The 23,513-nt window shown below is 48.1% G+C and carries 23 protein-coding genes; 6 read left to right on the forward strand and 17 right to left on the reverse strand.

The features are described from left to right. Positions 1-6 precede the first annotated feature (6 nt). From recO to ICN16_RS03670, 14 genes are all read right to left on the reverse strand, one after another. Entirely contained in the window at positions 7-741 is a 735-nt protein-coding gene (gene recO, locus ICN16_RS03605; protein ID WP_216134122.1) for a DNA repair protein RecO, read from the reverse strand. A gap of 6 nt (positions 742-747) precedes the next feature. After that, complete coding sequence (era, locus tag ICN16_RS03610) at positions 748-1,683, reverse strand: GTPase Era (protein WP_216134125.1); 936 nt, start codon at positions 1,681-1,683, stop codon at positions 748-750. 2 nt (positions 1,684-1,685) lie between these two features. Continuing rightward, entirely contained in the window at positions 1,686-2,477 is a 792-nt protein-coding gene (gene rnc / locus ICN16_RS03615; protein ID WP_216134128.1) for a ribonuclease III, read from the reverse strand. 4 nt (positions 2,478-2,481) lie between these two features. Beyond that, complete coding sequence (gene lepB / locus ICN16_RS03620) at positions 2,482-3,288, reverse strand: signal peptidase I (protein ID WP_216134138.1); 807 nt, start codon at positions 3,286-3,288, stop codon at positions 2,482-2,484. Next, a complete protein-coding gene (lepA, locus tag ICN16_RS03625; RefSeq protein ID WP_216134142.1) occupies positions 3,288-5,093 on the reverse strand; it encodes a translation elongation factor 4 in 1,806 nt (601 codons plus the stop codon). The genes lepB and lepA overlap by 1 nt, the downstream gene beginning before the upstream one ends. 144 nt (positions 5,094-5,237) lie before the next feature. Beyond that, positions 5,238-6,686, reverse strand: a complete 1,449-nt coding sequence (locus ICN16_RS03630; protein WP_216134144.1) for a DegQ family serine endoprotease — start codon at positions 6,684-6,686, stop codon at positions 5,238-5,240. A gap of 71 nt (positions 6,687-6,757) precedes the next feature. Next, complete coding sequence (fabF, locus tag ICN16_RS03635; protein WP_015421595.1) at positions 6,758-8,005, reverse strand: beta-ketoacyl-ACP synthase II; 1,248 nt, start codon at positions 8,003-8,005, stop codon at positions 6,758-6,760. A 28-nt stretch (positions 8,006-8,033) separates the two neighbouring features. After that, on the reverse strand, positions 8,034-8,273 hold the full coding sequence (gene acpP, locus ICN16_RS03640) for an acyl carrier protein (protein ID WP_015421596.1): 240 nt from the start codon (positions 8,271-8,273) through the stop codon (positions 8,034-8,036). Positions 8,274-8,376: 103 nt separating this feature from the next. Further along, positions 8,377-9,120 (reverse strand): 3-oxoacyl-ACP reductase FabG, encoded by a 744-nt coding sequence (gene fabG, locus ICN16_RS03645; protein ID WP_015421598.1) that lies wholly within the window; start codon positions 9,118-9,120, stop codon positions 8,377-8,379. Between the two features lie 42 nt (positions 9,121-9,162). Continuing rightward, complete coding sequence (fabD, locus tag ICN16_RS03650) at positions 9,163-10,098, reverse strand: ACP S-malonyltransferase (protein ID WP_216134152.1); 936 nt, start codon at positions 10,096-10,098, stop codon at positions 9,163-9,165. Positions 10,099-10,140: 42 nt separating this feature from the next. Then, positions 10,141-11,127, reverse strand: a complete 987-nt coding sequence (locus tag ICN16_RS03655; RefSeq protein WP_216134154.1) for a beta-ketoacyl-ACP synthase III — start codon at positions 11,125-11,127, stop codon at positions 10,141-10,143. Positions 11,128-11,129: 2 nt separating this feature from the next. Beyond that, positions 11,130-12,140, reverse strand: a complete 1,011-nt coding sequence (gene plsX, locus ICN16_RS03660; protein ID WP_216134167.1) for a phosphate acyltransferase PlsX — start codon at positions 12,138-12,140, stop codon at positions 11,130-11,132. Positions 12,141-12,224: 84 nt separating this feature from the next. Then, complete coding sequence (rpmF, locus tag ICN16_RS03665; RefSeq protein WP_011902241.1) at positions 12,225-12,404, reverse strand: 50S ribosomal protein L32; 180 nt, start codon at positions 12,402-12,404, stop codon at positions 12,225-12,227. Positions 12,405-12,509: 105 nt separating this feature from the next. Further along, on the reverse strand, positions 12,510-13,088 hold the full coding sequence (locus ICN16_RS03670) for a YceD family protein (protein WP_216134169.1): 579 nt from the start codon (positions 13,086-13,088) through the stop codon (positions 12,510-12,512). A 43-nt stretch (positions 13,089-13,131) separates the two neighbouring features. On the opposite strand from ICN16_RS03670, the gene ICN16_RS03675 reads away from it, so the two are divergent. Both ICN16_RS03675 and ICN16_RS03680 read left to right on the forward strand, forming a co-directional pair. After that, positions 13,132-13,725, forward strand: coding sequence for a Maf family nucleotide pyrophosphatase (locus ICN16_RS03675; protein WP_216134171.1), 594 nt, complete (start codon positions 13,132-13,134; stop codon positions 13,723-13,725). A gap of 25 nt (positions 13,726-13,750) precedes the next feature. Beyond that, complete coding sequence (locus ICN16_RS03680; protein ID WP_216134173.1) at positions 13,751-14,524, forward strand: SAM-dependent methyltransferase; 774 nt, start codon at positions 13,751-13,753, stop codon at positions 14,522-14,524. Positions 14,525-14,555: 31 nt separating this feature from the next. Here ICN16_RS03680 and ICN16_RS03685 read toward each other — a convergent pair whose 3' ends face one another. The 3 genes from ICN16_RS03685 to ICN16_RS03695 are packed head-to-tail and all read right to left on the reverse strand — an operon-like array spanning position 14,556 to position 17,266. Next, positions 14,556-15,515, reverse strand: coding sequence for a S49 family peptidase (locus tag ICN16_RS03685; protein WP_216134175.1), 960 nt, complete (start codon positions 15,513-15,515; stop codon positions 14,556-14,558). A 22-nt stretch (positions 15,516-15,537) separates the two neighbouring features. Then, positions 15,538-16,224 (reverse strand): HAD-IIIA family hydrolase, encoded by a 687-nt coding sequence (locus ICN16_RS03690; protein WP_216134177.1) that lies wholly within the window; start codon positions 16,222-16,224, stop codon positions 15,538-15,540. Positions 16,225-16,243: 19 nt separating this feature from the next. Then, the gene (locus ICN16_RS03695) at positions 16,244-17,266 is read right to left on the reverse strand and encodes an RluA family pseudouridine synthase (protein ID WP_216134179.1); all 1,023 of its coding nucleotides are present in this window, start codon (positions 17,264-17,266) and stop codon (positions 16,244-16,246) included. A 452-nt stretch (positions 17,267-17,718) separates the two neighbouring features. Here ICN16_RS03695 and ICN16_RS03700 point away from each other — a divergent pair, with 452 nt between their 5' ends. The 4 genes from ICN16_RS03700 (at position 17,719) to glp (ending at position 23,507) form a co-directional block, all read left to right on the forward strand. Next, positions 17,719-20,379: an Rne/Rng family ribonuclease gene (locus ICN16_RS03700; protein WP_216134181.1), complete on the forward strand. Its 2,661-nt coding sequence runs from the start codon at positions 17,719-17,721 to the stop codon at positions 20,377-20,379. An 82-nt stretch (positions 20,380-20,461) separates the two neighbouring features. Next, positions 20,462-21,574 carry a GTP 3',8-cyclase MoaA gene (gene moaA / locus ICN16_RS03705; RefSeq protein WP_216134185.1) on the forward strand — a complete coding sequence of 371 codons (1,113 nt, stop codon included), beginning with the start codon at positions 20,462-20,464 and terminating at the stop codon, positions 21,572-21,574. Further along, on the forward strand, positions 21,574-22,188 hold the full coding sequence (gene mobA, locus ICN16_RS03710; RefSeq protein ID WP_216134188.1) for a molybdenum cofactor guanylyltransferase MobA: 615 nt from the start codon (positions 21,574-21,576) through the stop codon (positions 22,186-22,188). Before moaA ends, mobA begins: the two co-directional genes overlap by 1 nt. Next, positions 22,176-23,507, forward strand: a complete 1,332-nt coding sequence (gene glp / locus ICN16_RS03715; RefSeq protein ID WP_216134195.1) for a gephyrin-like molybdotransferase Glp — start codon at positions 22,176-22,178, stop codon at positions 23,505-23,507. Before mobA ends, glp begins: the two co-directional genes overlap by 13 nt. Positions 23,508-23,513 lie beyond the last annotated feature (6 nt).

Below are 23,513 nucleotides of genomic sequence, written 5' to 3' on the forward strand. Positions count from 1 at the left end.
AGATTACTAGATTTTCTTCAGATCAATCAAAATCTGACGGGTAGTAAGCACCTGATCCTGAAGGTGTAAGCCCAATAAGAAGCGCATCAACTGCTTGCTCTCGGAAAGCGTCTCTTGATCAGAAAAGTCTCCTGCTGCAATTGCCAAGAGAGACTTGCCACTCAACACTGGCCAGTGGCCTGGATCATCTCCTTGAGCAGGCCTCACGCCACGCTCTGGCTGATAAACATATTGCTCATTTGAAATGGGGGTGCTATTGGTTTCGACGCAACGATCTAGCGCTGCTGCATAACCAGTTTCTTGTAGGAGTGTTAATTCAAAAGGACGCAGAATTTCTTCCAAACCCTTGGATTCAAATTCGAGATTAGATAGAGCGGAGATCGTATCGGTGTAATGGTCGTAGAGTTTTTCATAGTCATCCTCACGAGCCAGGAACTTGACCAATAACTCATTGAGATAGAAGCCACAAAGTAAGGCATCCCCTACCAAAGACGGCGTACCACCAACCCACTCTGACTTCGTTAAAGTTCTGAGCTCCGACTTCCCGCTCCAAGAAACCAATAGAGGTTGAAAGCGCTGCAAGACTGGGCGCAATACGGAGTGTGGGCGCTTAGCACCCTTAGCAATCAGAGCCATACGACCATGTTGCCGAGTAAAGACGTCCAGAATTAAGCTGGTTTCCTTATACGGAATGCTGTGCAATACAAAAGCGGGTTCGTCAGCAACACGAATAGAGGCCATGAATAATTACTCTAGACCTTGCGCCCGTAATTCAGCGCGATCATCGGCCCAGCCACGCTTGACCTTAACCCAGGTCTCCAGGAAGACCTTGCCATCAAAGAGCTTTTCCATATCGATACGGGCATCAGTAGAGATCTTCTTGAGTCGCTCACCCTTAGCGCCAATAATCATTGCTTTGTGACTATCGCGATCCACCAAAATAGTGGCTGCTATACGACGCATCTTGCCATCCATCTTGAACTGATCAATGACTACCGTGCTGGTGTAGGGCAACTCCTCACCAGTAAAGCGGAAGACCTTCTCACGCAGGATCTCAGCAGCCAAGAATCGCTCGCTTCGATCAGTGATAGTTTCGCCGTCATAGACTGCCGGCGCCTCGGGCAAATATCCCTCAAGCACATCCAATAATCTTTCAACATCACCAGGGCTCTTGGCGCTCATTGGCACGATTTCAGCAAACTCGGACTTCTGATCTTCGTGACCGCCTAATTCACACCAAGGGCGAGCCATTTCTTTAATGAAGTTGAGCAAAGCTTGATCTCGCTCAGAAGGAGTTTGAAAGCGACTATTAAATAAATCCAATTTGTTCAACACTAAGACAACAGGCAAGTCATCCGGAAGTAATTTCAAGACCTTCTTGTCGTCCTCACCAAAGTAACCAGCCTCAACTACAAAGCAAGCCACATTCACATCTTGCAAGGCGGTAGTTACCGTGCGGTTCAATGCCTTGTTCAGGGTATTCATTAAGCGTGTCTGAAAGCCTGGTGTATCGATAAAGATGAACTGCGCCTCTTCGCGATTCTGGATTCCCAAAATGCGGTGGCGCGTGGTTTGCGCTTTACGGGAGGTGATACTGATTTTCTGACCAACCAATGCATTCAAGAGGGTTGATTTGCCCATATTGGGACGGCCAACAATGGCGATAGTGCCGCATCTAAACACGATTAGCCCTTCAGCTTAAGATTTAACTGTTCTTCGGTTGCTACTTTTTTTGCTGCTTTCTTTTTCGCTGACCGAGTCTTTTTAGGTTTACCCAACTCTTGTGGCAAAGCTTTTAATGCAGCAATTAAAGCTATCTTCGCAGCCGCCTGCTCTGCTGCGCGTCTAGATGCGCCCTCACCCTTAACGGATACCTTGAGGTTGGGTATTAAGCACTCCACCTCGAATTGCTGATTATGGGCTGCGCCACTGGTACCAGTCACGTTATAAGTTGGCAATGGCAATTGATAACTTTGCAAACACTCTTGCAATAAAGTTTTGTCGTCTTTACCTAAAGTCTTCGGATCCACATTAGCCAGAATGATGGAATAGAGTTTCCGCAAACAGGTCTTAGCAGCATCAAATCCACCGTCTAAAAATATGGCACCAGTCACTGCCTCAAGTGTGTCAGCCAAAATAGATGGACGACGGAAGCCACCACTCTTTAACTCCCCCTCACCTAAGCGAAGATAGTCCGATAGCGATAATGTCTGAGCGATTTCATAGAGCGCTTGTTGCTTGACTAAGTTAGCTCGCACGCGGGAAAGATCGCCCTCATCTAAATCCGAATAACGCTCATAGAGCATTTCAGCGACGACACAATTCAGAATGGAGTCACCTAAAAACTCTAAGCGCTCGTTATTCTTCTTGCTGTGACTGCGATGAGTGAGAGCTTGGTTCAGCAGCTCTAGTTTTTTAAAGGTATAGCCTATTTGCGCTTGTAGCGGTGCAGTCTCGATGGCAGCGCGGGCATTCATAGCTTTATTCGAAGCCGCCAATACGGCCAAGATTTCCGAGGTTCAACCAAACAAAGAATGCCTTACCGACAATATTTTTATCCGGCACAAATCCCCAGTAACGAGAATCAGCACTGTTATCGCGGTTATCACCCATGGCGAAGTAGTGTCCAGCCGGCACCTTACAAGTGAGACCAGCATTGATATATTGGCAGTTTTCAAATCCAGGGAAACGTTCTGCAGGGAACATGCCGGCAGGTCGATCAGGATCATTCAGAATCTCATGCTTATTGCCACCCAAATCTGCAGGGAAGGATTCTGCAAATCGTTTGGCGTAACGCATGTTTTCTGGGTCCAAATAAGGTTCACCACCGCTATATTGAAGCGGCTGACCATTCACCGTTAAACGCTTATCTTGATAGGTAATGGTGTCACCAGGCAAAGCTACAACACGCTTGATGTAGTCAATTGATTCATCACGAGGATAACGAAATACCACGACATCTCCACGTTGCGGAGTGCCTAGATCAACCACCTTCTGATTGATTACTGGTAAACGAATGCCGTAAGTAAATTTATTCACCAGAATGAAGTCACCAATCTGCAGTGTCGGGATCATGGAGCCCGATGGAATTTTGAATGGCTCTACAAGAAATGAGCGTAAGACAAATACTGCACAAATGACTGGGAAGAAACCAGCCGTGTATTCCAACCACAATGGCATGCGATCGATTCCAGCAATGCGTCTTTGCGGAGCGAAGTAATAGCGGTCAGCAATCCAGGCAATGCCTGAGACCACCACCAATACAAATAGGATGAGAGCAAAATTCATTAATCGTCTACCTGCAAAATAGCTAAGAAGGCTTCCTGTGGAATCTCCACGTTGCCTACCTGCTTCATGCGCTTCTTACCTTCTTTTTGCTTCTCTAACAATTTGCGTTTACGAGAAATATCGCCACCGTAACACTTAGCCAATACGTTTTTGCGTAAGGCCTTTACGTTTTCACGGGCAACGATGTTGCTACCAATTGCCGCCTGAATAGCCACATCAAACATTTGACGCGGAATAATGCCACGCATCTTAGCAACCACTTCGCGCCCACGATGTTGGCTATTACTACGGTGAACAATCACCGACAGCGCATCTACTCGCTCGCTATTAATCAGAATGTCGACCTTAACCACATCGGCCGGACGATATTCTTTGAACTCGTAATCCATGGAGGCATAGCCACGAGAAATGGATTTCATTTTGTCAAAGAAGTCTAAAACGATCTCAGCCATTGGCAACTCATACGTGAGCTTCACTTGACGGCCAAGGTAATTCATATCCATCTGAATGCCGCGCTTGCCAACGCACAGGGTAATGATCGCGCCCACATACTCTTGTGGCATATACAGATTAACTGTCACGATTGGCTCAAGAATCGTATTGATCTTGCTGGCCTCTGGCATCTTGGATGGGTTGTCTACCGACAGGATCGTGCCATCAGACTGCTCTACCTGATACACCACCGTTGGTGCGGTAGTAATGAGATTCATACCGTACTGACGCTCTAAGCGTTCTTGCACAATCTCCATGTGCAGCAGCCCCAAGAAGCCGCAACGGAATCCAAAACCTAGCGCTTGAGAAACCTCAGGCTCATACAAGAGTGAAGCATCATTTAACTGGAGCTTCTCTAAAGATTCGCGCAGTTGGTCGTATTCACTCGACTCTACTGGGTATAGGCCAGCAAAGACCTGGGGCTTCACCTCTTTAAAACCAGGCAGAGGCTCGCTCGCAGGAACTCGACCTTGCTGCCCAGGAGTATGGGTAACTGTATCGCCCACCTTGGCAGCTTTTAACTCTTTAATACCGGCAATTACAAAACCCACCTGACCAGCTGACAGCTCTGGGCGATCCACAGACTTTGGACTAAATACGCCAACGTGCTCGACTAAGTGGCTTGAACCATTGGACATCAGGGTTATTTTTTCTTTTGGCTTAAGGGTGCCATTGACAACGCGCACCAGCATCACCACACCAACATAATTATCAAACCAAGAGTCGATGATTAAAGCTTGTAGAGGATCTGCTGCATTACCTTTTGGTGGAGGTACGCGAGCAATCATTTCTTCAATGACATCCTCCACACCTAATCCCGTCTTGGCCGAACAGGTCACCGCTTCCGATGCATCGATACCAATGACATCTTCAATTTCTTTTTTAGCGCGCTCGGGATCAGCCTGCGGCAAATCAATTTTATTGAGAACTGGGACTACTTCCACACCCAGTTCCAGCGCCATGTAGCAGTTAGCAACCGTTTGCGCCTCAACGCCTTGACTGGCATCCACTACCAAAAGCGCGCCTTCGCATGCTGATAGAGAGCGACTCACTTCATAGGAGAAGTCGACGTGCCCTGGCGTATCAATTAAATTGATGTTGTAGGTTTTACCGTCTTTAGATTTATAAGTCAGCGCGGCTGTTTGCGCCTTAATAGTGATGCCACGCTCACGTTCGATATCCATCGAATCTAGAACCTGAGCTTCCATTTCACGATCGGAGAGACCGCCACAGAGTTGAATGATGCGATCAGCAAGCGTTGATTTGCCGTGATCAATGTGGGCGATGATAGAAAAATTGCGGATTAAATCCATAGCGTCTTATGTGGTCTTCAAAAAACGCCTTGTCAGAACGCACCACGATGATGCGCTGCAAAAAGCCGTCTTAAAGTGATTGTAATGGGTGGCGCCAAAATAGCGCCAAACCCGTTTATTTCATCCAAAACCCCAGGTTTTGGCTTATTTTGGCCTTACCGGAATAATCATGGTGCTATCGGCCCGCCGCACAAAAACTGGGACAGCCTTAGTGGAGTCCAAACCCTTCACCAGGCTCTCAAACTGCTTTACCCCGGTAATGTCGGCATCTGCAATCCGGATAATCACATCCCCAGGACGTACCCCTGCACGTACCAAAGGACCCTCTCCTAGGCCGGTAACCTCTACGCCACCACGGATATTGAGCTCCTTCTTCTTGCTGTCTGAGAGCTCAGAAACTATGACCCCAAGAGAATTCGCATTCCCGCCCGATGAGCCCGAGTTATCGGACTTCTTCACGGCGGCCTGCCCTGCCTCGGTGTCCGCAACAGTCACCATTAAATCCTTGGTAGTCCCTTTGCGCCAAACCTGTACTGAGGCGCTAGAGCCTGGCTTAGTTTCGCCAACTACCCTAGGAAGATCTGTAGATTTACCAATATCACGACCATTGAAGCTGAGGATCACATCCCCAGACTCAATCCCACCTGCAGCTGCTGGGCCGCCCGGCTCAACGTTACGCACATAGGCTCCACGGGGTTTACCCAAGCCCAAGCTTTCCGCAATTTCTTTCGTCATCTCGCCTAAAGCAACGCCAATACGGCCACGAGTCATTTTTCCATTGGTACGCAGTTGATCTGCAACCCGCATCGCCTCATCAATCGGAATCGCAAATGAGATACCCATGTATCCACCAGAGCGACTAAAAATTTGTGAGTTAATGCCAATCACCTGTCCTGCTGTATTTAACAAGGGGCCACCAGAGTTACCGGGGTTAACCGCTACGTCCGTCTGAATGAAGGGCAAATAATCACCAGTGTCACGACTCTTGGCGGACACGATGCCTGCAGTCACGGTATTTTCCAAGCCAAATGGCGAGCCAATAGCCAATACCCACTCACCTACCCTCACACGAGAAGAGTCACCCAGTGGCAGCTTAGGCAAATCACGCGCATCGATTTTGACGACTGCCACATCAGTACGCTTATCCATACCTAGCAACTTTGCCTTGTACTCACGCTTGTCAGTCAAGGTAACGTAAATGGTATTCGCACCCTCAACTACGTGGGCATTCGTCAAAATCAAACCATTGGATTCAATAATGAAGCCGGAACCTACACCGCGATCTGCTTCTTGCGGCTTACCGGAATTTGGTTGGGCTTGCTTAGGCCCGCTAGGCAAGCCTGGAATAGGTACACCAAAGAAGCGGCGGAAGAACTCTGCTTGCTCCTCAGGCATCCCGGGAAAGCCACCCTGAGCTTGTTGCTGCATCACTTTTTCAGTAGTACGAATATTCACTACAGCCGGACTGGCGCGCTCAACCAGATCAGCAAAATCTGGAATAGAAACACGTGGGCTCTGAGCAGAGGCCTGAGGAATAAATGCGAATTGCCCCAAGCTGAAGATAGCCAAGAGCGCAATAAGGTACTTTTTCATAATGCTATAGACCTGCTTGGTAAAAACCAATAATTGAAGAAACGAAGAAAAGAAATAACCCAGTAAGAATATTAGGTCAGTTTGCCAAAAATCAAGGTACCGTTAGTACCCCCAAAGCCAAAGTTGTTTTTGACGGCATGGTCGATCTTCACGTCACGAGCAGTATTGGCGCAGTAGTCCAAATCGCACTCTGGATCTTGATTGAAGATGTTGATTGTTGGTGGAGACTTCTGGTTATGTAGAGCCAGAATAGTAAATACAGATTCCAAGCCGCCCGCACCGCCCAAAAGGTGGCCAGTCATCGACTTAGTAGAGTTAATCAGCGTCTTCTTAGCATGATCGCCAAGAGCAGCCTTGATGGCGCCGGTTTCGTTCTTATCACCCAAAGGTGTCGAAGTACCGTGCGCATTAATGTATTGAATCTGATCGGCATTCAAACCCGCATCGCGCATTGCATTCACCATGCAACGACGTGGGCCATCCATATTGGGGGCAGTCATGTGATACGCATCGCCACTCATACCGAAGCCCAAGAGTTCGCAGTAGATTTTTGCGCCACGCGCTTTTGCGTGCTCATACTCTTCAAGCACCACAACACCAGCGCCCTCGCCTAGAACAAAACCATCACGATCTCTATCCCATGGGCGTGAAGCTGTTGCAGGGTCATCATTACGAGTAGATAGCGCACGAGCTGAAGCAAAGCCGCCAACACCTAATGCGGAAATCGTAGATTCAGCGCCACCCGCAACCATCACATCAGCATCGCCATACTGGATTAAGCGTGCGGCCAATCCAATACTGTGTAAGCCAGTAGTGCAAGCCGTCACTGCAGCAACGTTTGGACCTTTGAGGCCAAACAAGATGCTGAGGTGACCAGAGATCATATTGATGATTGAGCCTGGCACAAAGAATGGGGAGATGCGGCGAGGTCCGCGAGCTAATAATTCAGCGCCAGTCTCTTCAATCATCGGCAAACCACCGATGCCTGAACCAACCATGACACCAACGCGCTCAGCGTTCTCTTCCGTTACCTGTAAACCGCTATCGCGAATCGCTTGCGTGCCAGCAGCAATGCCGTAATGGATAAAGGTATCCATGTGGCGTGCCTCTTTGGCAGAAACATATTCTTCGACATTGAAATCTTTCACCTCGCCAGCGAAGTGCACGCTGAGCGGAGTGTGGTCAAACTTAGTGATGGTAGCGATGCCTGATTTACCCGCGAGCAAATTAGACCAAGCTACATCAACCGAGTTACCAACTGGTGAAATTAGGCCCAAGCCGGTAACAACAACCCGGCGACGGCCATTTGATGCTGACACAGTAATAGCTTTTAACTAAGCTAGGGAATTAACCCTGAGCTTTTGACTGAGCAAAATCGATAGCGAGCTGAACAGTAGTGATTTTTTCAGCTTCCTCATCCGGAATTTCAATTCCGAATTCGTCTTCCAAAGCCATTACTAATTCAACAGTGTCAAGAGAGTCTGCGCCTAAGTCGTTCACAAAAGAAGATTCATTTTTGATATCTGCTTCTGCGACGCCCAATTGCTCAGCGACGATCTTCTTAACGCGTTGTTCGATGTTATCCATTAATTCCCCCAAGGGTTGTAAAAAAACGATGAAAAGGATTTTATCAGCTTGGCGGGCTAAATTAGTAAATCCGCCAAAAAATGATCAAATTTCTGCTGTATTTTTAGGCTAAATAGAGGCCGCCATTGACATGCAAGGTGTTCCCAGTGATGTATCCAGCGGCTGGAGAGGCCAAAAACGCCACCGCCTGAGCTACATCCTCCGGGCTGCCTAGGCGAGCCAAAGGAATATTCGCTTTTAGGCTATTTTGCTGCTCTTCGCTCAAAGCACGCGTCATATCGGTATCAATAAAGCCAGGTGCCACACAGTTCACGGTGATATTGCGACTACCGATTTCACGAGCCAAGGCGCGAGTCATCCCTGAAACACCAGATTTAGCAGCGGCGTAATTGGCCTGCCCAGGATTACCCATATGACCAACAATCGAGGTGATATTGATAATGCGACCAGCACGCGCCTTCATCATTGGGCGCATTACCGCCTGTGACAAGCGAAAAACTGCACTTAAATTAGTGTCGATGACATCAGTCCACTCATCTGTCTTCATACGCATAGCGAGGTTATCGCGAGTGATGCCTGCGTTATTCACCAAAATATTGATGCCGCCAAAATCCTTGACGATCAAATCAATGATGTCCTCACAAGCCTTTGGGTCAGTCACATTCAATACTTCACCACGACCACCGCTCGCCTGTAAACGGGCATTGATAGCCTTGGCACCATCTTCAGAAGTAGCGGTACCAATTACCTTGGCACCACATTTCACCAACTCATCCGCAATGGCTTGACCAATACCGCGAGATGCGCCGGTTACCAATGCAATTTGTCCGCTTAAGTCGAGATTCATATTTGTCTTCCGTTGTTTCTTGATTGTTTCTTATTTGAATTTTTACTTTACTGTAGCCAAGGCTTCGGTGAGGCTAGCTTCATCAAAAATAGGAATGCCAACAACATTCTCATTAATACGCTTAGTTAACCCGGCCAAGACCTTCCCAGGACCACATTCCACCACCTGGGTAATGCCCTGCTGTGCCATGGCATTGATAGTCTCTTGCCAACGCACAGGCTTAGCGGCTTGACGCACTAAAGCATCTTTAATCGCCGCTGGATCATTGAGGACATTCACATCAACGTTATTAACTACAGAAATAGTGGGAACCTTAAATTCAATATCAGCTAAGTAACCTTTGAGTTTTTCAGAGGCGGGCTGTAGCAGCGATGAATGGAATGGTGCAGAGACTGGCAATGGCAAAGCGCGTTTCGCGCCAGCTGCCTTGAGCAACTCGCAGGCCTTAGTCACCGCATCGCTACCACCGGCTATTACTACTTGTCCGGGAGCATTGAAGTTCACTGCCTCTACTACTCCACCAGAGGCTGCAGCCGCTTCAGCACAAACCGTCTTCACAATCGCATCGTCCAAACCCAAGATCGCAGCCATGCCACCTGTGCCAACTGGTACAGCTGTCTGCATGGCTTCTGCACGAAAGCGCACCAAAGGCACGGCATCCTTGAAAGAGATTACGCCTGCAGCAACTAAAGCAGAGTATTCACCCAAGCTATGGCCAGCCATCATTTGAGGAACGGCGCCCCCAGAAGCTAACCAAGCGCGATAAAACGCAATTGCCGCAGTCAACATCACAGGCTGCGTGTTGGTGGTTAGTGACAACGCTTCGGCAGGACCTTCAGCAATTAGTTTTGCAACATCTTCACCCAAAGCTTCTGAGGCTTCTTGCAAAGTCGCGCGAACTTCAGGGCGATCAGCAATGGTGTTGAGCATCCCAACTGATTGGGAACCTTGGCCAGGAAATACAAATGCAAATGTCATAGGAATAATCGCTGAAGAATGGTTATTAATGTATTTTTTGCTTTAGTACTTAATTGCTACTGCACCCCAAGCAAAGCCGCCGCCCACACCCTCTAATAAGAGGTGCTGACCGCGTTGAATTTGACCGGATCGCACGCCAGCATCCAAAGCAAGAGGAATAGATGCAGCAGAAGTGTTGCCGTGCTCATGCACAGTCACAATCACTTTATCCATCGCCATACCCATCTTACGAGCCGTGCTCTCCATGATACGAATATTGGCTTGGTGTGGCACCAACCAATCAATTTGTTCTGGTTTGAGATTGGCTTTTTCTAAAGCCTCATGCGCAACTTGCTCAAGCACTTTGACTGCCAACTTAAATACCGCAGGACCATCCATAGTTAAGTAAGCGGAGCCTTCTACACCACCCTGCTTTGCACGACCCGGAACGCAGAGGATGTCGCGTTGACTACCGTCAGCATGTAAGGCTGTTGCCAAAATCCCGGGCTCTTTCGAGGCTTCGAGAACCACTGCCCCAGCACCATCACCAAATAAAACAGAAGTCGTGCGATCTTGGAAATCCAAAATACGGGAGAAGGTTTCTGCGCCGAGAACTAAAACTTTTTTGTAAGTGCCTGTGCGAATAAAGGCATCTGCAATGGCGAGAGCATAAGTAAAGCCGGCACATACTGCCTGGACATCAAATGCCGCGCAATTGGTGTGGGCGCCTAACTTATCTTGCACTACGCAAGCAGTACTTGGAAAGCCACCCAAATGATCTGGTGTAGATGTTGCCAAAATAATGAGATCAAGATCTTCTGAAGTACAGCCAGCAGCTTCCAATGCTGCTTCAGCAGCTTTGACTGCTAAATCACTGGTGAGTTGATTATCTGCAGCAAAGTGACGAGCAGAAATTCCGCTACGAGTCACAATCCATTCATCACTAGTCTCAAGACCAATCTTCGCTAAACGCTCAACGAGATCCTGATTAGTTAAACGCTGCTCTGGAAGATAGCTTCCAGTTCCCGCTATCCGTGAATAGGTACTCATGATTATTTTGTCTCCGCCACAAAAGCTTGAGCAATACGCTCTACCATGCGATTTTTTGCTGCCTCATATGCGCGGTCAAGCGCAAAACCAAATGCAAAGCGATCTGCTGAGCCATGACTCTTAATCACGCAACCACGCAAACCTAAGAGTACAGCACCGTTATAACGACGATGATCCACGCGCTTGCGTACACGCAACAATGGCACCATGGCACAGACCGCCATTAACTTGGTAAGCCACGATCGATTAAATTCTTCTTTGATTAAGCCGCTCATCATCTTCGCCAAGCCTTCGCTTGCTTTGAGAACAACGTTACCAACAAAACCATCGCACACCACGATATCCGTAGTGCCCTTAAAAATATCATTGCCTTCGACGTTGCCGTAAAAGTTTAAATTTGTTTGACGCAGCAACTCACTCGTCTGCTTCACCACTTCATTTCCCTTAATCACTTCTTCACCAATATTGAGAAGACCGATTGAAGGGTTTTGCGTACCATCCACCACTTGAACCATTACGTTAGCCATTTGCGCAAACTGCACCAAATGCATAGGCTCGCAATCCGCATTCGCACCGAGATCCAGCATGGTGGTACCGCGGCCCTTTTCATTGGGGATCGCAGTAGCAATCGCAGGGCGATCAACACCCTCAAGGGTTTTGAGAATGTATCGAGATATAGCCATTAAGGCACCCGTGTTACCAGAGGAAATAATTGCGTCAGCTACGCCTTCCTTAACTTGCTCAATAGCAACGCGCATGGAGGAATCTTTTTTACGACGTAGTGCCACCTCAATGGGGTCATCCATCAAGACAACTTCACTGGCGGGAATAATTTGAATGCGCTCCATTGGCGCTTTTGGAAATTTACTCAAGGCTTGCTTGAGAACTTCCGGATTGCCAACTAAGGCAATCTTCACATCAGCATGTTTTTCGAGGAAATCGCAACAAGCGGGAACTGTAACAACTGCTCCGTGATCTCCGCCCATGGCATCGATAGCAAGAGTGACGCTCATAAAATTACGTATTGCTGCAAGTGGTTTTTTTCAAAGAAAAAAGCGGCTTTTATTGGAGCCGCTTCTATCTTTTAGACTAAAGAATTAGTCGTTTTTGGTTTTAACAACTTTACGACCACGGTAGTAGCCGTTTGGTGAAATGTGGTGGCGCAAATGAGCCTCACCAGTTGTGGCTTCAACAGCCGTAGCAGGTGCGGTCAAAAAGTCGTGCGCACGGTGCATGCCACGTTTGGATGGGGATTTTTTATTCTGTTGGACGGCCATATTGAACTCCTAAGCAAGGCGACATTCTAGCATGTAAATTGAGCTAAATGCTTGATTAATTGATAAAACAGATTTGAAAAGCCACTCCCAATGCGAGTGGTCCAATCAATTTTTCTTCATATTTTTCAATATGTTAAAGGGATTTTGGGGGTTTTCAGAGGCATCCGGAGCCTCCCCCGCCTCTCCAAATGAGGAGGCATGCGGTTGGCAAGCCCCCTCAGGGTGCTTTGGAATCAATGGCATAGACAAGAGAATTTCATCCTCAATCAAGCCCAACAGATCAAAGTGCTGACTTGCCACCAAAGGCTCTTGCTGGTCGTCCTCTATAGGAAACGCATCCGCCTCCTCCTCCGTGGCCACCATGACGAATTGACTCTCCTGAGCCAAATCTAGGCCGCAATCCTTCAAACAGCTCTGACAGACCACGTGAATTCGTCCTTTTACCGCCAATTCTAGAATTTGCCGGGGCTCAGAACCCGGAGAATCTGCAAAATGGGTCTTAATTTGCCAATGAAAGCCATCCCCCGGCTCAATACTGGAGGCCTCTTGAGCCAATCTTGGCAAGGCCGCAATCTCCAAAAAACCAGCGCCTTGATAGGATTGGGGGGCGCAAAAATCGATCCGGCTCAAAGCTTTAGGATCGGTGGATAGCTCAACTTGAGGTAAAACTTGATTACGATTCATGACATCAGTCTAAATGAAGGCTTCAGCGAAAGTGCAAGTAGCAATGAGTAATTCTGCAAAAAAACTAATTTTGGCATCCACCTCGATCTATCGTCGAGAGCTCTTAGAGCGCCTACGCATCCCTTTTGATGTCATCTCACCAAAGGTTGATGAAACTCCTCTTCCCGGCGAAAGCACCTTAGAGTTAGCCTTGCGCCTAGCAAAAGCTAAGGCCGCGGCAGTTGCAAAAGATCATCCCGAAGCCTGGGTTATTGGCTCTGATCAAGTGGCAGACCTCCATGGTGCAGCTATTGGTAAGCCAGGGAACTTTGAGCGCGCAATGGCGCAACTACAACTCATGCGCGGTGCGACAGTGATTTTTCAATCTGCTCTGTGCCTCATGAAAGGTGATGCAGAAACAACTGTCAATGTTCCTACTGAAGTTACCTTTCGCATGCTATCGGATGATGTTCTAGAGGCATACCTCCATGCCGAAGAGCCCTACGACTGCGCTGGTAGCGCCAAATCTGAAGGCTTAGGAATCTCACTCTTGGAATCCATTAAGAGCAATGATCCCACTGCATTAATTGGCCTGCCATTGATAGTGCTGAGCGGCCTCTTGCGCGAAGCTGGCTTTGTTATTCCAGCCAAGAAATGAAAAAACAAAAAACGAAACTAAATAAATGAGCTCAACCTTAGGCACCCTCTTTCTAATTCCCAATACTTTGGGCGATGATTCTCGTGCTGAACAGTTACCTTGGGTATTGCCAAGTGAAACTATTGCTCGAACTGCCAGGCTGGTTCATTGGATTGTTGAGGATGCAAAAACAGCTCGTGCTTTTTTAAAAGCGGTCGATAGCGTTTCACCTTTAGCCTGCACTATTCAAGAAATGCAAATGAGTGAGTGGCGCGGTGTTGCTCGTAATGCCAAGTATGGCGATGCCGTTAAACCAATGGATTTACTCAAACCACTCATTGCAGGGAAAGATATGGGCCTCATGTCAGAGGCAGGCGTTCCTGGTGTTGCAGATCCCGGTGCGGAGCTCGTGCTAGCAGCGCATAAGCTAGGCGCTAAAGTAAAACCAATGGTTGGTCCAAGCTCTATTTTATTAGGTCTGATGGCCAGTGGTTTAAATGGCCAGCGCTTTGCGTTTCAGGGTTATGTTCCACATGATGCGCAAGACCGCATCGCACGACTTAAGCAGCTGGAAGCCGAATCTAGAAAATTACAGCAGACGCAAATTTGGATTGAGACGCCATATCGCAATACTGCAATGCTAATGGCCTGCCTTAATGCACTATCACCACAATCACTCCTGTGTCTTGGTATGGACCTCAGCCTCCCAAGCGAAACCATCACCACACTCTCGATTGCAGACTGGCGTAAGCGCTTCCCAAATGAAACTGCCTGCGCCTCACTACAAAACAGGCCAGCAGTATTTCTATTGCTGGCCTAGGTTTTTACTAACTTGTTGATCTATCGTTTTTTTACTTTAGATCGGGAGTCTTAATTAAAGTCTTGCCGGCTGCAGCGCCAACCTCTGCACCAAAACGTTTAGCAACACGTTCAGCAAAATTCTCTCTCATGGTGTAGTCCAAAATATCTGGTGCTTTAAAGATATCGCGCGCTACAGTCTCCACCGTTCCATAGCCATCCACCAAACCAATTTTGATTGCTTGTTCGCCATTCCAAACACGGCCTGAGAACATCTCTGGAGTTTCTTTTAGGCGATCGCCACGACCTGCCTTCACCACTGCTATAAATTGCTGGTGAATCTCATCGATCATGGTTTTAATCATTTCCACTTGTTGTGGATTTTCTTTGGAGAACGGATCCATCATTCCCTTATTCGAGCCAGCAGTAATCATGCGACGAGTTACACCTAACTTGTCCATCAAGCCAGTGAAACCAAAGCCCTCCATGATCACGCCAATAGATCCCACTAAGCTAGCCTTATCAACCAAAATCTGATCACCAGCAACAGCAACGTAGTAACCACCTGAAGCGCAGATATCTTCCACAACAACATAAAACGGCTTGCTTGGATAGAGTTTACGTAGACGATGGATTTCATCATTCATCATCCCAGCCTGAACTGGGGAGCCACCAGGACTATTGATGCGCAAGACCACACCAGCACTATTTTCATTTTCAAATGCTGCGTTTAACGATGAATTAATATCCAAAGCATTGGCCATTGAGCTTGAAGAAATTTCCCCCTCTATTGTGACTAAGGCAGTGTGCTTCTCCATGCCCATGCCGCGCCCTGGCAGATGAAAATCAAATACTGCCAACACTATGCCAATAAAGACGATCAGAGTGAGGATACGAAATACCGCTTTCCAGCGACGCGCCTTGCGAGTCTCTTTTAAATTCTCTAGCAATAAATGCTCAAGGGCTTGACGCTCCCAATTTTGAGTGGCGTTCTCGGATTGATTGTGATCCATCTTTTTAATCCTTAGTTACTGGCTAGTTTTTAACAGTGAGATTGTCGCTAAGCCATTGACTTAGCTGTGAAACATCATCGACATGAATCAGTGATGGCGCTTCTTTTAAAGTGCTCGGAGGATGTGCGCCATACGTTACCGCCACCGCATCAACACCAGCATTTGCCGCCATATCTAAATCATGGGTGGTGTCCCCAATCATGAGCATACGACGCATGGGTACTTGCATGACATCCGAAAGCTCTAAGAGCATCCCAGGATGAGGTTTGGAAAAGGATTCGTCCGCAGTGCGTGTCTCATGGAACATCTGCTCAAGCTGATGATGTTTTAAAGATCGATCCAATCCAACGCGAGATTTACCTGTGGCAACACCCAATAGGTAACCATCCTCACGCAAGCTGTGTAGTAACTCACGAATACCTGGAAATAAATCTAGCTCGTGATCTTTAGCAAGGTAGTGATAACGAAAGCGCTCAGTCAGTTTTGGGAAATGTGCCGGCTCAATCCATGGCACTGCCCTTCTGAGCGAGTCCTGAATCCCCAAGCCAATAACCGAGCTTGCCAAAGTGTCATCCGGCTCTTTAAAGCCTAAATCACGGCAAGCCTGCTGAATGCAATTTACGATCGTCGGCGTGGAGTCCATGATGGTTCCATCCCAATCCCACACAATCAGGTCGTAACGTCTATCGGGTTTTTCTTCTTTAATCATTCTCAGCAGTGTGAACCACTTAGCTTTTTTCTGCAGGCACTTCAAAAGTTTTCATCATTGCCGTAAATTCAGCGGGCAGCGGTGATTCAATGCGCATTTTCTCGCCAGTACGTGGATGAGTAAATCCAGCTAAATGGGCATGCAAATATAGGCGCTTAGATTTCACGATCTTGTCCTGATCCTCAAAGCCATATTTATCGTCACCCAAAATCGAGTGACCCAATTTTTGGAGATGTACCCGGATTTGATGGGTGCGTCCTGTTTTTAACTGGGCTTCAGCCAGGGTGATAGCTACCTCTCCACGCTTCATCAATTTAGTGACACGCAAGGCGGTATGGCTTGGCAAACCATCTGGGTCAACCCGAACGCGACGCTCGCCATTAGCCAATAGGTATTTATGTAGCGCAAACTTCAACTGCATCGTCCCCGCGCCTTGAGCAATCTCCCCATGGGCCAACAAGTAATAACGCTTATCTGTTTGCCCTTCGCGGATCTGACGATGTAACTCCACCAAAGCACTGCGCTTTTTAGCCAAGAGCAATACGCCAGAAGTATCACGATCTAAGCGATGGACCAATTCCAAGAATTTGAGCTCCGGGCGTGTGATTCGTAAAGTCTCAATAACGCCTAGAGCAATGCCTGAACCTCCATGAACTGCTAGACCTGCAGGCTTATTCACTATTAATAAGGCGTCATCTTCAAACAAAATCGGCATTTTGTCGGAATAACCCTGCGCCCGAGACTTGGTTTGGGCGGTATTCACTGCTGCCATTTGAGCGGGTTCCGCAATCCGAACTGGGGGGACCCTGACCACGTCGCCCTCAACCAAGCGTGTAGTCGGCTCAGCTCGTTTCTTGTTTACTCGAACTTCGCCAGAACGAATAATTCGATAAACGTGACTTTTGGGAACCCCTTTAGCCCAACGCAACAGGTAGTTATCCAGACGCTGGCCAGCCTCTTCTGGACCAATGGTCTGGAGATGAACGGCAGCTGGAGCGGCGGTTTTTGCCTGTAAAGGCTTGGAAATGGGTTCGGATTTCATGATTTATCTCTCTTGTCACCTCGACAGGGGTCGACAAGGGACTCAACAATACCCCATTGTCCTTCAACTTGTGCCGTATAATCAACGCTCTAGCCAATTTATTGGCCCGAGATTAACCTGATTCAGGTTTGGAGCTTGGAGTCGCCCTTAATAGACTCCCGGGGTTGCCCCTCCCCCGTTGTAATGAGGCGCAGGGTTGGTGTGCCGTATGCCGCGACCCGCGATTAGAAGACAGTTTTCAGGCGCGCGCCTGCATTGATGACCTAAAGGAGGTCTCTGCGGCGATCGTCAAGTGTGGCACCGGTTTAACAACATTGAACTTGGTGTACTAGGCAGTAAGTGCCTGGATTTGCTTGATCCACACTCCAAAGCCGCCAATGGGCTATGCCCAAGCGGTATCTAACTTGTCCCTAACGCAGCGCGCAGCGACACACTCCCAATAGGAGAGTGTTATGAAACGCATGTTATTTAATGCAACTCAACAAGAAGAGTTGCGAGTTGCCATCGTCGATGGTCAAAAACTCATCGATATCGATATCGAAGCTGCCGGTCGTGAACAACGCAAAGGCAACATTTACAAAGGTGTTATTACCCGCATTGAGCCTTCGCTCGAAGCTTGCTTTGTAAATTACGGCGAAGAGCGCCATGGCTTCCTGCCATTTAAAGAAGTTGCCCGCACCTACTTTAAGGAGGGTATCGATGTTCGCAATGCCTCTATTAAAGATGCTTTACGCGAAGGCCAAGAAATCATTGTTCAAGTAGAAAAAGAAGAGCGCGGCCAAAAAGGCGCCGCTCTCACCTCTTTCATCTCTTTAGCAGGTCGTTATTTGGTATTAATGCCTAATAACCCACGTGGAGGCGGCGTTTCTCGTCGTATTGAAGGCGAAGACCGTCAAGAACTCCGCGAAGCTATGTCTCAATTACACGTACCGGATGGCATGAGCATCATTGCTCGCACAGCTGGTATTGGCCGTGACGCCACAGAACTGCAATGGGACTTAAGTTACCTCATGCAATTGTGGACAGCGATTGATGAAGCCGCTAAAGGCAATTCAGCACCGCTATTGATCTACCTCGAGTCAAGTCTAGTCATTCGTGCAATCCGCGATTACTTCCAACCAGATATCGGCGAGATTCTCATCGATACGGATGACATCTACGAGCAAGCTGCAGCCTTTATGTCTGTAGTAATGCCAGATAACCTTCCGAGAGTGAAGCGCTACCAAGACGATGTTCCATTGTTCTCACGCTTCCAAATTGAGCATCAAATTGAAACTGCTTACTCACGCACCGTGCCATTGCCTTCAGGCGGCGCGATTGTGATTGACCACACTGAAGCCTTGGTTTCAGTTGACGTTAACTCTGCACGCGCAACCCGCGGCTCCGATATTGAAGAGACCGCAACCCGCACCAACTTAGAGGCTGCCGATGAAATCGCCCGTCAAGCACGTTTACGTGACTTGGGTGGCTTGATCGTGATCGACTTCATTGATATGGAATCGAGCAAGGCTCAAAAGGATGTTGAGAATCGCTTACGCGATGCTCTACGCCATGACCGTGCTCGCGTTCAAATGGGTAAGATCTCCAAGTTTGGTTTAATGGAAATGTCACGCCAGCGTTTACGCCCTGCCCTCTCTGAAGGCAGCCACGTAACCTGCCCGCGTTGTAACGGCACAGGCCATATCCGCGATACCGAATCTTCTGCATTGCAAGTCTTGCGCATCATCCAAGAAGAGGCAATGAAAGAAAATACTGCCGCCATTCATTCACAAGTTCCAGTCGAAGTGGCTGCATTCTTGCTCAATGAGAAGCGCGCTGAAGTTATCAAGATTGAGACACGTTTCAAAGTTAACGTCTTGATGATTCCAAATAAGCATTTAGAAACCCCGCATTACAAGCTTGAGCGTTTGCGTCATGATGATCCACGTCTTGATGATCAAAAAGCGAGTTATGTGATGGCTGAAGAAGCTGCTGCTGAGCTCGAGACCGATACTGCAGTAAGTCGCAAAGATGCTGACGTTAAAGTTCGTCCTGAAGCTGCTGTAAAAGGCATTACACCAAATGCACCAGCACCAGTAAGTCAGCCGCGTCCTGCGCGTACTGAAAAAGCGAATACTGAAACTGCTAGCTCCGGTGGATTCTTCGGATTCATTAAGAGCTTATTCTCTTCATCACCTGCACCAGAAGTAAAGCCCGCTCCAAGTGCGCCACGTGGCCGCAATCAAAACAATCGTAACGGCAACAACCGCAATCGCGGTCGTCGTGGCGAACGAAATGATCGTGGCGAGCGCTCAGCTGAAGGTGCAGCAAGTGCCGAAGGTACAAATGCTCCACGCGAAGCTGGTTCAGGCAGAGGTCGTCAAGATGGTCGCAACCGCAACGGTAATAACGGCAATCGCAACCAGAACAATCAAAATCCAAAGACAGAAAACCCAGCTGCGGTAACTCCAGCGACTGAGGCTGCTCCCGGCACTGATACAGCACCAAGTGCGGATGGTGAAGAGCGTCGTGGTCGTGGTCGTAACCGTCGCGGTCGTGGTCGTGGTCAACGTGGTGAGCGCACTGAATCCAGCGGTGATGCAGCGATTGCTTCTGTTGTTGCAATAGCAACCTCATTCTCAGGCCCACCAGTAGGAATGGCTGGAGCATCTGCTTCCATGCCGATTCAGAACCTTGCTCAAAGCTTTGGAAATACAGTTGCGCCAGCAGCTTCGAATGAAGTGAAAGAGCGTGCGCCACGTACTCCTAGAGAGCCAAGAGAGCAACGTGCGCCACGTCAAAGCAATCGTTCCGATAACGCTGCTGCTGCACCTGCCCCACAGGTAGCGCTTGCAACAGTAAGTGCTTCTGCGATTGAGGTAATTGCTAAGCCAGTGCCCGAGCTCCCAAAGGTTGCCTTCCAGGCACTCGAAGAGACGCCGTTGCATAGCGTAGTTCAGTCTGCTGGCATGGTCTGGGTTGCAACAGACTCCAGCAAGCATGCGCAAGCGCAATCTCAAATTCAGGCTGAGCCAGAAGTTGTGTCCTTGGGTCGCGCACCTAAGGCACCTGTTAGCCTGCAAAACGGTCCAATGGTTTTAGTTGAAACCGGCGGCCAAGAAAAAACGGTTTAATCCAATTTCTCCAGACTGCTATTTATCCCACAAGGATATTTGGCAGTTTGGCAGAAACACCGTTTCACAGCCATAATTAGACATGGTTGAAAAAGTAATCCCCATACGTTTAGATGAAGGCAAAGGCCTTACGCCGTCCATTCCTGGACAGCTTATTGCCGCTAATACTTCAACCAAAGATACGCGGGGACGTCCCCTACGTGATTTGCGAATCTCCGTAACTGATCGCTGCAATTTCCGCTGCACGTACTGCATGCCGAAAGAAATCTTCGACAAAGACTACCCCTACCTCTCCCATAGCGACTTGTTGAGCTTCGAGGAAATCACTCGCTTAACAACCATCTTCGCTACGCTTGGTGTAGAAAAAATTCGTCTGACTGGTGGGGAACCCTTGCTACGCAAAAATCTGGAGGTGCTTGTTGAGATGCTCTCCAAGATTCGTACCGTGGCAGGTAAGCCACTGGATTTAACACTCACCACCAATGGCAGTATTTTGCGCAAAAAAGCGGCCGCATTAAAAGCGGCAGGCTTACATCGGCTGACTATTAGTCTTGATGGCCTGAATGATGACATCTTCAAAAAAATGAATGATGTCGATTTTCCAGTCACCGATGTACTCGACGGTATTGCCGCAGCACAAGAAGCCGGCTTTACTAATCTCAAAGTCAATATGGTGGTTAAGAAGGGTACTAACGACCAAGAGATTATTGGCATGGCGAAACACTTCAAAGGAAGCGGTGTGACCCTGCGCTTTATTGAATTCATGGATGTAGGGAGCTCTAACGGCTGGGACATGTCTCAAGTACTACCCTCACAAGAAGTTGCCAATCGCATTAACGCCATCTTTCCGATAGAACCTATCGAAGCCAACTATCCTGGTGAAGTAGCTCAGCGCTGGCGCTATGTTGATGGCTCCGGCGAAATTGGCTTCATCTCTAGCGTCACGCAAACTTTCTGCCATGAGTGCACGCGCGCGCGTATCTCTACAGATGGTCAACTCTATCTTTGCTTATTTGCAAATGAAGGTTTTGATTTCAAAACGCTATTGCGTTCCGATAGAAGTGATTTAGAAATTGCTAATGCCATTATGTCTACATGGTCTGCTCGCAATGACCACTATTCAGAGATTCGAGGCTCAAATACCGCCGGATCAAATTCCTCTCGAAAAGTAGAGATGTCTTACATCGGCGGCTAATGATTACTTCAGAAAACATGACTGGACTCATTTTGGCGGGGGGTCGAGCCCAAAGAATGGGTGGTATTGATAAGGGTTTAATCCCGTTTCACGGTAAACCCCTGATTGAATCTGCCATTAGTCGACTCAAACCTCAAGTCAGCACTATTCTGATTAATGCCAACCGCAGCATTACGAAGTATTCGCACTATGGATATCCAGTTCTCATGGATGAAACCCCTGATTTCTCTGGCCCATTAGCTGGATTCTCGGTCGGCCTTAAGCATTGCAAAACACCCTACCTACTGACCTCGCCTTGCGACTCCCCTTTATTGCCAAGCGATCTCGCCAAAAATATGGCAATTGAACTGGAAGAAAATAATTTAGAACTCGTCTTTGCATCCTCAAAAGAGGCTGATGGAAAGATATGGGCTCAACCCGTTTTCTGCTTAATGAAAAGTAGCTTGAAAGACTCCCTAGACTCCTTTTTAAGTAAAGGCGATTTAAAGATTGATCGCTGGTTTAAAGAGTTGCGATCTGGCACTGTGGTTTTTGATAACCCGCAAGCATTTGCTAACGTCAACACACCCGATGAGTTGACGGCCTTAGAAAAATTGTCACCATGTCCGACTTAAAACATCTTCCTCCGAGCGATCCGATTTATATCAGCGGCTCACTACATGTTGACCAAGCTCGTATAGCGGTCTCTGATCTAGTGAAAGACTTGATCGCTGAATCCCATGAGAAGGTTGATTCTGATGCCATCCAATGCGTTACATTGGACAAAGCAATCAATCGTATTTTGGCAAAAGATCTACTCTCGCCAATCGATGTTCCAGTCGCAGATAACTCAGCAATGGATGGCTTTGCATTTCATGGTGATTGCTTAGGTAACAGTGAAGACCTCGTTACCCTTAAAGTTGTAGGTACAGCTTATGCTGGCAAGCCTTATGAAGGTAGCGTTCATTCCGGGGAATGCCTCAAAATCATGACTGGCGCTTTGATGCCAAACGACTGCGATACCGTGATTCCCCAAGAATTTACAGAAACCCAAAGTCCTAGTGATAGCTCGATCGTGTCATTCAAAGCAAACCAAGTGAAACCCGGTGAAAACCGACGCTTGCGTGGAGAAGACTTACAGCGAGGTAAGCCAGCAATTACTGCAGGACGTTTATTGCGCCCTTCTGATCTCGGCCTAGCAGCTTCCCTCGGTATTTCTGAATTACACGTTCATCGCAAATTGCGAGTCGCTATTTTGTCTTCAGGCGATGAATTACGCCCACTGGGAGAGGCCTTAGAGGCTGGCAATATTTACGATAGCAATCGCTATAGCCTGATCGGACTACTCAAGCGCCTTGATCTAGAAATCATTGATTGCGGAATTGTGCGAGATGACCCGGCATCACTCAAGGCCGCATTTATAGAGGCAGCAAGCAAAGCGGATGTACTCATCTCTTCCGGAGGCGTCTCCGCAGGCGAAGCAGACTTCACCAAACAAATCATGCAGGAATTGGGTGATGTAGGATTCTGGAAGATTGCCATGCGTCCAGGACGCCCTATGGCCTTTGGAGTTTTAAAGCCAGTTCAAGGATCCAAGCACAAGACCCTCTTCTTTGGTTTACCCGGTAACCCAGTAGCAGTAATGGTGACCTTCTATCAGTTTGTTCGCTCTGCATTATTGCAACTCAATGGCGCAAGCCAGACTGAGCCGCCGCTGATGCAGGCGATTGCCGAGGCCCCCATTCGGAAGCGACCAGGCCGGACGGAATATCAACGCGCCATCTTGGTGCGTGGCCCAGACGGCAAGCCCACAGTCAAACTGACTGGCAGCCAAGGCGCAGGAATTTTACGGTCAATGAGCGAGGCTAATTGCTTTGTCATTCTGTCCCACGACCAAGGCAATGTCGCCGCTGGTGACTGGGTAGATGTGGCGCTTTTCGACGGACTGCTTTAAGATTGC

Origin of the sequence: Polynucleobacter sp. es-MAR-4, from assembly GCF_018882055.1 — a bacterium.
GTDB lineage: Bacteria > Pseudomonadota > Gammaproteobacteria > Burkholderiales > Burkholderiaceae > Polynucleobacter.

Bases quoted from the DNA above. Each gene is read 5' to 3' on its own strand.
- ICN16_RS03680 (WP_216134173.1), top strand. From the start codon at position 13,751: ATGAGCTCAACCTTAGGCACCCTCTTTCTAATTCCCAATACTTTGGGC.
- lepB (WP_216134138.1), bottom strand. From the start codon at position 3,288: ATGAATTTTGCTCTCATCCTATTTGTATTGGTGGTGGTCTCAGGCATT.
- ICN16_RS03690 (WP_216134177.1), bottom strand. From the start codon at position 16,224: ATGATTAAAGAAGAAAAACCCGATAGACGTTACGACCTGATTGTGTGG.
- ICN16_RS03630 (WP_216134144.1), bottom strand. From the start codon at position 6,686: ATGAAAAAGTACCTTATTGCGCTCTTGGCTATCTTCAGCTTGGGGCAA.
- rnc (WP_216134128.1), bottom strand. From the start codon at position 2,477: ATGAATGCCCGCGCTGCCATCGAGACTGCACCGCTACAAGCGCAAATA.
- mobA (WP_216134188.1), top strand. From the start codon at position 21,574: ATGATTACTTCAGAAAACATGACTGGACTCATTTTGGCGGGGGGTCGA.
- ICN16_RS03670 (WP_216134169.1), bottom strand. From the start codon at position 13,088: ATGAATCGTAATCAAGTTTTACCTCAAGTTGAGCTATCCACCGATCCT.
- acpP (WP_015421596.1), bottom strand. From the start codon at position 8,273: ATGGATAACATCGAACAACGCGTTAAGAAGATCGTCGCTGAGCAATTG.
- plsX (WP_216134167.1), bottom strand. From the start codon at position 12,140: ATGAGCGTCACTCTTGCTATCGATGCCATGGGCGGAGATCACGGAGCA.
- rpmF (WP_011902241.1), bottom strand. From the start codon at position 12,404: ATGGCCGTCCAACAGAATAAAAAATCCCCATCCAAACGTGGCATGCAC.
- recO (WP_216134122.1), bottom strand. From the start codon at position 741: ATGGCCTCTATTCGTGTTGCTGACGAACCCGCTTTTGTATTGCACAGC.
- glp (WP_216134195.1), top strand. From the start codon at position 22,176: ATGTCCGACTTAAAACATCTTCCTCCGAGCGATCCGATTTATATCAGC.
- fabD (WP_216134152.1), bottom strand. From the start codon at position 10,098: ATGACATTTGCATTTGTATTTCCTGGCCAAGGTTCCCAATCAGTTGGG.
- ICN16_RS03700 (WP_216134181.1), top strand. From the start codon at position 17,719: ATGAAACGCATGTTATTTAATGCAACTCAACAAGAAGAGTTGCGAGTT.
- lepA (WP_216134142.1), bottom strand. From the start codon at position 5,093: ATGGATTTAATCCGCAATTTTTCTATCATCGCCCACATTGATCACGGC.
- ICN16_RS03675 (WP_216134171.1), top strand. From the start codon at position 13,132: ATGAGTAATTCTGCAAAAAAACTAATTTTGGCATCCACCTCGATCTAT.
- ICN16_RS03655 (WP_216134154.1), bottom strand. From the start codon at position 11,127: ATGAGTACCTATTCACGGATAGCGGGAACTGGAAGCTATCTTCCAGAG.
- ICN16_RS03695 (WP_216134179.1), bottom strand. From the start codon at position 17,266: ATGAAATCCGAACCCATTTCCAAGCCTTTACAGGCAAAAACCGCCGCT.
- moaA (WP_216134185.1), top strand. From the start codon at position 20,462: ATGGTTGAAAAAGTAATCCCCATACGTTTAGATGAAGGCAAAGGCCTT.
- ICN16_RS03685 (WP_216134175.1), bottom strand. From the start codon at position 15,515: ATGGATCACAATCAATCCGAGAACGCCACTCAAAATTGGGAGCGTCAA.
- fabG (WP_015421598.1), bottom strand. From the start codon at position 9,120: ATGAATCTCGACTTAAGCGGACAAATTGCATTGGTAACCGGCGCATCT.